Raw genomic sequence first — 12,243 nt, forward strand, 5'->3', positions numbered from 1 at the left:
CTTGTATCATACCAAGGGGACTTTTTTTGTTCAAACCTCAAATTTCTTCATTACAGGAATGCTCCTAAAAGATCTATTGCAAAATCAAATGGTTGCCTTTTATCCATTATAGCACCAACGATATCACTTTCATAGCTGTTAACTCTTCGGTTTGACCATACTTCAGATAATTGGAAGTGACAAGACAAGATTAACTCTCCCACTTTTTTTGTCATATATATCATTTGTTTATCCTCAGAGTAAAAAATATGTTCCTTATGCTCCATATCTATATTATAAGTTTGCGCAACAAATGATTAATTAAAGGAGTAACCAGTTGGAATAACTAAAGAAGCAATATTTTTGGGACTTCCCGCTTACTCCATTGTGACCATGTTTTTTGTAGGACGGTTTCTGATTTCCCGTTGTGAAAAGATGCCTGACCCCCGATACGGTAATACTTTACCACAATGGGGCTCAGGCACCGGAATGCAACTTCACGGGAGGTAAGGTTCCCAAAAACATAACTGGCTGGCAACAGAAGAACGTTAATTTGAGTATAACAATGACAAACTACCAGGTACCTAAAGGGCGTTTATAAATAGGTCCGCTTAGCTGGCCATGAACCTTGTAGTTTACGAAGTTGTACAATTTGTCCTGTATGATAAGCGTCGTGCAAAAGGAGATTTAGATATTGTTGCCAAACTGGAAGAGAAGGACAAGGTTGATCCAATTCTGCCTCTTGTAGGGATGCTAATGAAGATTGTAAGGCATCATGTACTTGAAGCGTTCTCCTCACTGTTTCTTGCCAAGCATCTTCATCATTAGCTTCACCTTGGACAAACGTTTCATCATTATTTTGTGGAGCAACAAATGTGTCATCTTGATGCAAGCGAGAAATTAACCGCTCTTTAAAAATTAGTAAATGGTTTACATTTTCCCAAATCGTATTAGCGGCCTTTCCTTCGGGTTGCCAACATGCTTGTTCAGCAGTAAGATCCTTTAACGTATCTGGCAGTGGTGGGTACCATTTCTCTTCGTAAAAAACTTGATTGACTCCATTTTGCAAGATTGCTTTTTTACTCATTTGGTCGCCTCCTTGTTTCATTACTTACCACCAATTTATCAAATTTTCCGAAAAAAATATATAAAACTTTTTTAGGTTAAAAAATAGACCTTCAACATAGGCGTTGAAAGTCTTAATTTATCTGCATATTATGAAGCAACTTCTGTGATGGGTTCAACCTCGACAGGAGGGTTAAACTGACCTTCCCATTTCGCAACAACAAGCGCTGCTAATGAGTTTCCGACCACGTTAACCGCAGTACGTCCCATATCGAGAATACGGTCAATACCCGCAATGAAGGCTAATCCTTCAGCCGGTAATCCAATTGTACTAAATGTCGCTAATAGCACCACAAATGATACACCTGGCACTCCAGCCATACCTTTAGATGTAACCATTAGAACTAACATAAGTGTAATTTGTTGACCAATGCTGAGGTCAATTCCGTACATTTGGGCAATAAATAAAGATGCAATTGCTTGATATAAAACAGATCCATCCAGATTAAAGGAGTAACCTGTTGGAATAACGAAAGACGCAATATGTTTTGGACTTCCCGCTTGCTCCATCTTGTCCATAATTTTCGGTAGGACCGTTTCTGAGCTTGCCGTTGAAAAGGCCAAGATTAACTCTTCTTTAATCATCTTCAGTAATTTAAAAATATTGAGCCCAATGAATTTAGCTAGTAAGCCTAAAACGACAATCACAAAGAAAATCATCGTTCCATACACAGTAAGAGCTAGCTTACCTAATGGAATAAGCGATGCAAAACCATATTTAGAAATCGTGACACCGATTAATGCAAACACACCAATTGGGGCATACTTCATAAATAAGTTCGTCACATAAAACATGGCGTTTGCCATACCTTCAAAGAAACGCAGAACGGGTTTTCCTTTTTCACCAATTGCTGCAATTCCTAGACCGAATACGACCGCAAAGAAGATAATCGCAAGCATATCGCCTTCTACCATCGCTTGGATTGGGTTGGTTGGAACAATATGAAGCAAAGTATCGGCAATCGATTTGCCTTCTTGTTCCTCTGATGTGTGGACATAATTAGAAATGTCACTTTGCTCGAGCTTGTCCATATTTAAACCAGTACCAGGATGAAACAGATTGGCAGCAATCAGGCCGACCGCAATCGCAACCAACGTCATACCGATAAAATAAGTTAGGGACTTTCCACCAAGCTTCCCAACAGCTTTCAAATCACCCACACCCGCAATGGCCACGATGATGCTTGAAAGAACAATTGGGACAACAATCATTTTAATTAAACGGATAAAAAGATCACCGAATGGCTGTAAGACACTTTGTGCTGTCGCACTTCCGTAGAAGATCCCACCAACGATAATCCCTAATACCAGACCGATAAAAATTTGAGTTGCTAAACTGAATTTAATCTTTTTCATAAATTACCTCACCTTCTTGAAGTTTGTGATACATGCTTTGCTTTAGGCAAGGGAAACAAATGAATACGATACTTTACACAAAATACGGCAAATGCCGACTTACGAACCTATCGTTCTGTTTCCACTATAATGCTTACGAGGTTAGCTTTCAGGTTAGGACTATCGGAAACACTGAGCCCTTTCTTCGTTAAGAATTCACCAATAGCGGATCTTATCCGCATCGAGACTTGGGTCCCCCGCTCTTAAAAATAAGATTAAGCAAAAATGAACTACTTGAATTCTATCATTAAATTATTATATTAGTAAACTATTAGTTGTTTCCAGTGGGGGGAATAAATACGATAAAAATAACTCCTTAACGTCAAAAAACGATGTTTCTGTTGGGGAAACATCGTTCTTTTGGACTTGTGTGTGATTGATACTGGTGGTCTGGGTCGAAAATGGTCTAGATTCATTGAATATATTGGATTTTACATCGGTAATGTGTAAAATTTGTGTAAAATGATTCAGATATCAGGTGAATAGTTTCACCAATTTCTTTATTTCCTATACTCACACTGGAATCTACGCTGACATCAGCATTTCTTGTCTTTCTCGAAGAACTCAAACAGTTTTGAAGTTAGAGGGAAGGTATTATTTCCAGGCATTTTTTGATAGCATATGTTGCCGAGAATCCTTGATTAATAGGGATTCTCGAGCAAACTAAAATCATTTAGTAATTTTAAATTTTTATTAATGAATTGTGGTATGTTACCAAAATGTTACCAAACTACAAATTTTTATTTAGAGCCAACCCTATAGTGCCGACTTTAGCTGCAGCTCCACTCTATAAAGGAGCTGTAGATTATTTATAATGGATAACAAGCGAAGTGTGGTTGCTAGACAAAAAATCTAAATTTCTGTGTCTACTCATTTCCTTCAATGTAAATCATGTACATTTCACTTTTATTAATATATACCGCGAATAAATCTCTTTCATCTGCAAAAAGGAAATAAACCAAGTATGCTTATCTTTCCCTCCAGACCTACAGACCTCACCATAACTGCCCCCAATTAAAGAAAATGGAAGCCTAAAGAATAAAAAATAGGACTAACCTGAAAGATTTATTAAAAACCTTTTATGGATAACCCTATTCAAATATTACAATATACAAAATACCCTTTAATAGATTAATTATTAAGTGATACGGTTATCAAAATAATTTTCATTCCAGAAAATCCTATTGTAATGATTTATTTATTAATACTATCAAAAAAGCCGGTTCTTTCTCCCGTTAAAGCACTGACAAGTCCACGATCTAGGTAACGATTGAACTCTTCACATGATGTTTCCGGAAGATAGCTACAGTTATGACAAGCAGCTACATTAAGATGATGAACTCCTTGACCAGTAGACATACCTATGTCGTTACATACCGGATCTGAAGAACACCACTGGGATTTTTCTATGGCTCTTTCCAGTATTGATAAAAGCCTTTCCTTTTTCCCAAGACGCACAAGACCACCCAATGTCCCTTCAGAATCTCCCGAAGCAGTATAAATTAAAATGGCATTCATTTTCCGTTCAGGCTGACCAGAAACGTAGATTCTCTCGCGTAGCGAGCTTGTACTATACCCACATTCGAAAATAAATTCTTGAATGAGAAGGTGTGCTAAAGTATGCAGCATTACAAATCTTGGCAAAATCTCCCGTGGGCGAATAAAATGATTTTCCTCCGCTTCCCTATTCCGTCCTAAAAGCCGATAAAACCTATCTGTATTAAAAACCGATTTTTCCCACTGAAAAAGCTTATCATCATCAAATTCAATAAAAATACCTTCACCATATACTATATATCCAGGAAGCCAATCATTTCTTTCTGGATAATGAAACAGCAACTCTTTTCCCTTCTTAATAGTTTCAGGATTAAGAATAGAGGTACCAGTCAAACGCTCAAAACCATATAAAACTCTCGTATCCCTCAATCGTGGAACAAGATTAATTTTACTAATTCCAAGTTCCTCACATAACATCCTGTCATCATTAGCGTCGTACTCTTTCACAATTTTTAAATGATCGCTGTTTAACCCTTCTTTTAAAATCATGTACTCCTGATGCTTTAATACCGTATCAATATCCTCATAATCCACTTCTTCATCATTTGAATTCTCTTTTTCAAGCATATCCAAAGCCAATCCAAGGACTTTTTGATCTAGGTCTCCGAATAAACCACTGAATCTCCTTTTTAATCCATCGATTATTCTATCGCGACTTACATCCATTGACTTTAGATAATCAATTTCATCACTTACATTTGGGCTTAACAGTATATCAGTAATTTTCCGTATCTCTTCTCCAGTGTTGCCAGGAAGAAAAATAGCACTAATAACGTTCGGATAATATACATTGGTTGAGTTTTTTAATAAAACAAACGGAACCTCATCACATGGTTCGTGTGCTGAACTATCTGTACCATACCAATGCTTACGACCAGTGCAGAGATATTTCTGACCAGGCTCCAAGTCCGTATGGAGTTTGGATTTTTCTTTTTTCTGTCCACTTGTTATACCGCTTAATGTACGTTTTTTATCACAGGAAGTGCACTGCACCTGCATGCTACTTAAAGTAGCCCCTCCAGTAGAAATCAACTTTAATGGACCGTTACACTGCGGTGACCTAGTTTCATGCACCCACTCCACCCATGGAAAATCATCAATATGACCGTTGGAGCAAACCACTACAAGAGGGACTTGTACCATTCTGGAATATTTATCATCGCAGTGAGAACACTTTATCTTATTATCTAAGTGGGCAAAACTATACTTTTTCATCTTCCTGCATTTATTACAGTAATGCCAAGTTGGGAATCGAAGCATTGGAATTTCATTATCAGTATTCTTTTCATTCCCAAACCGACGTTTGAAATTACTACCTCGATAATCAGGAGGTAGTCGAAATTCATTTACATTCAGAATCTTTTGCAGCCTTGGTTCGTGAAAAATATATTCTGTAATATCAGTTTTTGATGACATATTATACCATTTATCCAAGGCGCCTACCATCATATTGACACCTTTGCTATTTGTAGATATTGCCCCCACACCCATTGGTGATATCAACTCGGCTCTGCGCAAAGGGATTTTTGCGATTCCATAGTTAGTGTTCATTTTGCTCCTCCAATAAGTATTCATTTGTAATTGTTCCTTGACAGGATGCATCTACATTTCTCATAGATGTCAATACGGGTTTTGCAGTTTTATTATGAAACTCATTTACGTGGGAACCTGCTTGATACATTAAGAAATAAGTCTCTCCTGAATTATCATCTTCCCATCTTTGAGCGTGGCTGTACATCATATGGCTAATAAATTTCTCAAATATCCCCTTCGCTACCTCGTATTGATTTGAATCCACTTTTTTCACACGATCAAGAAAAAGAGATTTAAACCTGTCCAACTCTGACCTATATTCTTGGATGTTTTCAGGACTAAAAGCTATGCCGGAATCATGGAATTGACGTAACCATCCGATAATAAGTCCGTAAAGTCCCCTTTCCATACAGGGTTCAGAAAATGGAGTTACACTGGTAGCTTCCACATGTGAGTATAATTTCTGATGATATTCCTTAAAATGTTCAAAATGCGATTTATCGCGAGAGATACTACTTTTATATAAAGTTAATACTAAACCAGGTCTCTCAAACCAGCTTCGTCCAACACGTCCGGTTACCTGTATATATTGGGCAGTGTTTTTGGGTTGGCCAATTACACTCATCAGAGAAAGTCTATCAATATCAACACCTACTTCAATAATATTAGAAGCCAGACATACATCAACAGAGGTTCCCTCGTTATACCTACGTTTTAAAATCTGAATGGCTTCAGCAATTTCCCCACTATCCAGACGGGAAGTTAATTCTTTAAACGAGTTTAAATAACGTCGAAAACGTTTATCTTTAATATGGTGCTTATTTTTTAATTGAAGAAAATAACTTGGTATGTCTGTCTGAAAAAGAGTTAGACTACCTCCTAATTCCCGAATACTATTATAAAAACTCAACAGCGTCCAATATGGATCACGGTCACTTTCCTCAAATTCCGTAACTTTCTGAAGTAAAGTAGAATAAACCTTAACTTGAAGTGTTTGTAATCCCACCAAATTACTTAGAAGCCCTATATATTTTCTTCCACGGGAAGGCTTACCGGTTTCATCTAAATGCGTTCGTGCAAAAAAGGAATCATCATATGAAAGGCCTGAACTAGGGAATAAATAAGAGTCCTTTCTTGCAAATAATCCTTCGATTTGCTCTTTAAACCCTCGGATTGTCGCAGTTGCACAAATAATTTTTGGTTTAATTTCTTTATTATTTCGGCGATCAGTACATAATTCCTCAATAAGAAGTTCGTATAAACCTGTCATTGAGCCAAGAGGACCTGAAATAAGATGGAGTTCATCCTGAATAATAAGATTAGGTGGTGAAAGTTCCCTTTCCCCCATCATATTTAAACCAAAAAGCCTTCTCGCTTCCGGCCGCCAAGAAAGCATTGCAAACTTGTCAACAGTTCCAATAATAAACGTAGGACGTACGTTGTAAATTGTCTCATCTACAATATAAACAGGTAATAAATCATGAAATGGACAGCTATCATCAGGACAATAAATTCTTAATTGCCCATCTTGTTTATTGAAATCATACCCCGCTATTTCATATTCATTTTTCTTTTTTCTTACATTTTTCTGCATTCTACTTTTCCTTGAAAAAGCTCCACCACCGCCAATAAGTTGGCTTTCCTTTCCAGATTCAACGGGGTAAGCGCCTAGTTTAGCTGCACACCATGGACAATGCTTTACAATAAATGCGCTTTTCTCGTTTCCCGCTTTCCAATCATTTAATCTTTGCTTTGCACTATCTTCTCCACCCTGATTACGATTTGGTGTTGTTTTAGATCCAAGCCAGATACCTATTGAAAACGGGGTACCACCGAGTCTTTCAATATTTTTTCTTCGTAACATCTCCAATGCGCATATCAGTCGTGAGGAACGTTGAAATTGATCCGCCGTTAATAGTCTTAATGTATAGCGCATAATTACATCAGTTCCGGCATCATTCTTATTCTTCAATCTACGATAAAACATAGAGAAAGCAGCTACTCCTAGATAAGCTTCCGTTTTACCGCCACCGGTTGGAAACCAAATAAGATCTACTATATCCCTTTCTTTTTTGTCATCCCCATAAAATGAAGGTAGTGACATTAAAAGAAAAGCAGCCTGAAATGCACGCCATTTTCCTTTATTATTTTTAATAAGTTCATCTGGCTCTGGTATTTCATAGCTTTGTAATTTATCATCCATTACAGTCAAATTATCGATACGCTTACCACCGCGTTCTTTGGCTCCAACAATTTGTTGTATTGCCATGGCATGATTAGCAAATTGGAAGGCCAATAGGACATTTTCATCCTCCAGACACTTTAACCCCTTCTCCATTCGACTTAGGGCTTCTCGGCACAGCATCATATGCGATTCAGCTGTTTTCCTAAGATCAATTTTCTCAATTTCAGGGATTTCTGCTTCCCTTAGCTCAATCCAGTTTTTATATCCCAAAATAATTTTTCCTAGTATTATATCAGGAGAAGGAGAATTAGGTACAACACCTGCAAGCTCCAACATGGATATTGAAAACTCATTTCCATTTTCATCTTTAATATCAGGAGTCATATTTGAAGTTTCATATTCGGGCATGAAGGTTGAAAATAATCTTGTTGGTTCTTCTTTACGATCAAGTTCCCAATCCGCAGAACAACCATGACCAAGTGCAAAATTTTTTGCGTTACGGTAAAGCAATTGTGCTGACAGCACTTCCTCATCGTTATGTTTTGAGGCACCATGGAGATCTGAAGGATAAGGTAAGAATTGAGCATTATTTCCAGACAACTCAATACTTAGTTGACTTTGTAACAGGATTTTTTCCATATCCCTTAATTTTTTCCCTTCACTATCCTGCGTTATGTTTGTTGCGCTAAGCGTGATAAGGTATTTAGTATCAGAAATCATCCTTGAGTATAATTGAAGTCTGAATTGCAGATTATTGAACATGACGGTTTTTTCTACCAGCCAACGTTTTTTATTAACAAATTCCACTGCCTCAAAGTTGATATAATCCTCTTCCATTTTTTCTCTAAATACAGCGGATAACCGATACCACCATTCGTGCATCCTCTCTGTTTTAGCTAATTTAACTTTAAAAGGACGGTAAATCCCGCCATTTAGTCTTACCTTCAAAAGGTCTCTTTCATCGGAAATTTGAGCATAGAAACTTAATGCCATGCTTGAAGGGGCAAAATCATTCTTTCCAGGCATTAAATCGGGTATATCTTCCTCTTCATCCTCCGTATCCCGTTGTTCCCTCCTTTTTTCCATATTTATTAGCTGTTTCAATGCATCTTTTCCCAATATTTCTTCATCTGAATCGTCTATTAATTCCTCCATTGTATTTTGGGTATCATCAATATCATCTTTTTTTGCCTCTAATGGAAAAAGCAGGCCCGCCGAATACTGAGTTACAGGTGTGTTTACCTGCAATACCTCTTCACCACTGTCAGAATTGTAATAGTAGTCGTACATTTCTTCTTTTGTTTTGAATTCGATTACATCATCAATTTTTAGAGGTTTCATCCACTCCTTATTGACAGGAATGGGACCAATTAATTCATTTTGCAATGCTTTAATAAGTTTATCCCTATTTGTAACGTTTCTTGATAACATGAATTTTCCTCCACTTAAGATTAGTATTCTATCATTCTTTTATCTTGATAAGGAAAAATATTTATTGTTTCAGCACCAATTGACTCAACCTTCCTAATCTCTAAACGGACACCTTCAACTTCCTTTAATTCGATGATCTGTGCTCCATTAGAAAGTAGCTCAGTTAAATCAGAATTTGCCAAGGTTTCTCGTAATATTTGCCTCAATTTTTTCCCTGCACTAATATGAAAAACAGCAAGTCTCCTTCCTGCCTCGAAATATTTCATCGCTTTTTTCTCATCATTTTTGGTTAAAATCATCAAAAACTCAAAAAATTCCTTTTTATTTTGCAATTTGAAAGATGTGGGCTTTAGAAGATTCTTTATTTTGGCCTCATTTATAGTAATAAGCCCTTTTCTCTTTAATATTTTACAAAATCCTTCTATAGTAAGTTTTTCGGTTTTGCTCAAAAGAAAGCTTTTTAGTTTTGCTTGGCGTTGCCTATAAAGTTTAATATTCTGGTGTTCATATATTTTATCTGCCATTCGTTCGACAAGCCCTTCATCATTTATAGAGCTTAGAATCAGTGAATCACCAGTAACTATTTCATTTACACGTTTTCTTTTAAAATCATGGTCTTCTGTAATGACATCGTGTTGCCCCCTTGAGATACGAATAAAAATGAATTTATCACCATGCAGTTCAAATGCTTTAGCAGGTACCATGTCCTTTTCCAAATCATTGTTAGACCCATCATTAAATTGAAAAGAAGTTATTGTTTCAGAAATAAATCCGATAAAAGCGGAAGAAAAGATAGGCTCTTCAATTTGTTCCTCCGAAGCAATCAATTCTTCCAAAATATCGTTCTTTTGTTGTCCTTGTTTTTCAAAGAACTGTTCTGCTCGATGGGGAGTATAAATAAAGTGCTCATCCTCATATTCCATATTCTTGTACAAAGTCGAAAAAACAGGGAAGGGCCAATCATCAAAAAGTGGGTTTTTTACAATCTTATTTTGATATATATCCCTGCTGATAAATGCTGTTATTCTAGATTTCGGGATGTTATTAAATGAAGGATGAAAATAACTCTCATTCCCCATGAAAATTACATAATCAAAAGTATTCTTTTCTTCCTTGAATGTTTTTTCACCCATAAATGTAATATTAAAACCATATAACTTAGATAATATGTAGTCTTTTTCTGGTGAATTCATCTCTCTTTTTGATACAATGCAATATGTATAAGAAGTGTACCTAAAAATATTTTGTTTAAGGCACTCAAATAATGCATTTGATTCATGGGTATGTAAGAGTTGCAATACTTTTAATATTTTCTCAAATAATTCTTCATATTCCAGATTCAATAATTTCCCCTGTTTTAACATATCCTCCAAAGAGGAAAGGAGTTCTTGGGAAACAATTTGATCATATGGAAGAATATTAATTGATAATTGATAACGAACTTTTTTAAGGTAGTGCGCTAATTTTGCATAAGCCCTTGTTTCAACAACGGGCCCTAAATCTTTAAAAAAAGTCCTGAATACATGCTCAAACTGTATATAGAGAGGGTCAGAGACAGAGAAATATCGAACCTTATAGTGTAATGAATGATTTACTATTCTTGAAATATCTGTTATTCCCATTTTTACTCTCCTCCTCTCCATGCTGTTAATTCCAAATTCCCCGGAGCTTTGGGGATACTTGCTACAACATCCAAAAAATCACTGGCAACTGATACGTCTCTTGAATCTATGATTCTATTCAATAAATCTATTCCTGAAAATAAGGATTCCATGGAAGCGGTTCGCTCCAAAAGTATTATACTTGGGTTCCCCATCTTTCGATACCATGATTGGGTAAACGCTTGCACTCCGTCAAAAATTAAAAAGGTTTCAGGGCTTATATCAATAGAATCAACACGAGTTCCCGACGAAACAATCTCTGAAACAAATGAACTTTGAGCTCCGAACATGGATTTTGGTAAAAGCCATTGCGACAATGGATACCCTTTTTCAAATTCATAACGCATTTCTTTTTTTAAACGCTTTTCATTTCCTATAAATAAAATATTAATCTGTGATTTCCTCAGAATGTTGTCGATGTTTGCCTTATTATAAAAACTGTAAATTGGCGTTTGAAGGTAAGATGTTTTTATTATACGATTTCTTTTATACTTAACCTGATCTGGTGCAACACGAATATTACGCCATAATTGTGTTCTTGTAAGAGTAATTGTTTCGGGATTTTTTCCTTTACTTAACAATAAGGGATATCCATCAACATTAAAACCCTCGAATGTGTAGGCTTTTTCTTTTTTTGTATTTGGTGCCTGATAAAAAATTAATGTTCCTGGATTGAGTTCTTTTAAAATATCACCCTCATTTTTTGAAATATCTAACGAATAAAGTTTGTCACAAATCCCAAGGCCAATCCCAGCAGCAATATAGTGTAGAAAGGGAACACTCAAGCAAAGCGTGATTTTATTCCTTTCATCCAAATTTGCTTCGTAAAAATGTCTTCCAATATTCAAATAGAAAGAAAGCCAACTTTCTTCAGTTATCTCATCTTCAATATTATTGAATTTCATAAAAAACACCTTTTTAATTATATTTTAACAAAATTACCGGGTAATCATTTAATCATTTTTGAATGTTTTAAATTTTCGATACTCTTTAATCTCAAATTTTTCAGCAGCTGATGTTTTGAATAAAAACTCAAGATTAAAATCATCCGAAATATTATTCATATTATAAATAAGAATAATATCAATCCCCTTTTTCTTTTCCAATAAACTAAACAATCCTTCAGATGAGCCCTCAAAATCCACAATTCCCTCAATAAGGTTCCATTTTTGTTGGTTTACGAACTTTTTCATTTCTTCTAATTTTTCATTTATGTCTTGACACATTTGTCCATATATTACAACATTTTTGATAGGAACCCACCTCAATTCCTTTACACTCTTTACATTAATTATACAGTATCTTATCTTATTTAACATTAACCCGACATTTAAACATCTTCTTTGGGAGCAAATAACTATTGACGAAAATATGTTC

General features: G+C 35.8%; 8 protein-coding genes and 1 riboswitch. All 8 genes read right to left on the reverse strand.

The features are described from left to right. Positions 1–50 precede the first annotated feature (50 nt). The 8 genes from LKW28_RS19435 to LKW28_RS19470 all read right to left on the reverse strand — a co-directional run bounded on the left by LKW28_RS19435 (position 51) and on the right by LKW28_RS19470 (position 12,134). Positions 51–188, reverse strand: coding sequence for a hypothetical protein (locus tag LKW28_RS19435; protein ID WP_229142100.1), 138 nt, complete (start codon positions 186–188; stop codon positions 51–53). Positions 189–574: 386 nt separating this feature from the next. Beyond that, complete coding sequence (locus LKW28_RS19440; RefSeq protein ID WP_229142101.1) at positions 575–1,066, reverse strand: DinB family protein; 492 nt, start codon at positions 1,064–1,066, stop codon at positions 575–577. Between the two features lie 128 nt (positions 1,067–1,194). Beyond that, positions 1,195–2,460, reverse strand: coding sequence for a cation:dicarboxylate symporter family transporter (locus tag LKW28_RS19445; RefSeq protein WP_229142102.1), 1,266 nt, complete (start codon positions 2,458–2,460; stop codon positions 1,195–1,197). Positions 2,461–2,575: 115 nt separating this feature from the next. Then, positions 2,576–2,731: riboswitch (cyclic di-AMP (ydaO/yuaA leader) on the reverse strand. A gap of 962 nt (positions 2,732–3,693) precedes the next feature. Further along, the gene (drmB, locus tag LKW28_RS19450; RefSeq protein WP_229142103.1) at positions 3,694–5,607 is read right to left on the reverse strand and encodes a DUF1998 domain-containing protein; all 1,914 of its coding nucleotides are present in this window, start codon (positions 5,605–5,607) and stop codon (positions 3,694–3,696) included. Further along, positions 5,597–9,205, reverse strand: coding sequence for a helicase-related protein (locus tag LKW28_RS19455; RefSeq protein WP_229142104.1), 3,609 nt, complete (start codon positions 9,203–9,205; stop codon positions 5,597–5,599). The genes drmB and LKW28_RS19455 overlap by 11 nt, the downstream gene beginning before the upstream one ends. Before the next feature lie 20 nt (positions 9,206–9,225). After that, positions 9,226–10,827 (reverse strand): hypothetical protein, encoded by a 1,602-nt coding sequence (locus LKW28_RS19460; protein ID WP_229142105.1) that lies wholly within the window; start codon positions 10,825–10,827, stop codon positions 9,226–9,228. A gap of 2 nt (positions 10,828–10,829) precedes the next feature. Further along, the gene (locus LKW28_RS19465) at positions 10,830–11,771 is read right to left on the reverse strand and encodes a hypothetical protein (protein WP_229142106.1); all 942 of its coding nucleotides are present in this window, start codon (positions 11,769–11,771) and stop codon (positions 10,830–10,832) included. A gap of 48 nt (positions 11,772–11,819) precedes the next feature. Then, positions 11,820–12,134, reverse strand: a complete 315-nt coding sequence (locus LKW28_RS19470) for a hypothetical protein (RefSeq protein WP_229142107.1) — start codon at positions 12,132–12,134, stop codon at positions 11,820–11,822. Positions 12,135–12,243: the final 109 nt, after the last annotated feature.

Source organism: Bacillus sp. REN16 (assembly GCF_020731355.1).
In the GTDB taxonomy this organism is placed as follows: Bacteria; Bacillota; Bacilli; order Bacillales; family Bacillaceae_L; genus Ferdinandcohnia.

What these genes read in the sequence shown, in the direction of transcription:
- LKW28_RS19440 (WP_229142101.1), bottom strand. Translation starts at nt 1,066, where the DNA reads ATGAGTAAAAAAGCAATCTTGCAAAATGGAGTCAATCAAGTTTTTTAC.
- LKW28_RS19445 (WP_229142102.1), bottom strand. Translation starts at nt 2,460, where the DNA reads ATGAAAAAGATTAAATTCAGTTTAGCAACTCAAATTTTTATCGGTCTG.
- drmB (WP_229142103.1), bottom strand. Translation starts at nt 5,607, where the DNA reads ATGAACACTAACTATGGAATCGCAAAAATCCCTTTGCGCAGAGCCGAG.
- LKW28_RS19455 (WP_229142104.1), bottom strand. Translation starts at nt 9,205, where the DNA reads ATGTTATCAAGAAACGTTACAAATAGGGATAAACTTATTAAAGCATTG.
- LKW28_RS19460 (WP_229142105.1), bottom strand. Translation starts at nt 10,827, where the DNA reads ATGGGAATAACAGATATTTCAAGAATAGTAAATCATTCATTACACTAT.
- LKW28_RS19465 (WP_229142106.1), bottom strand. Translation starts at nt 11,771, where the DNA reads ATGAAATTCAATAATATTGAAGATGAGATAACTGAAGAAAGTTGGCTT.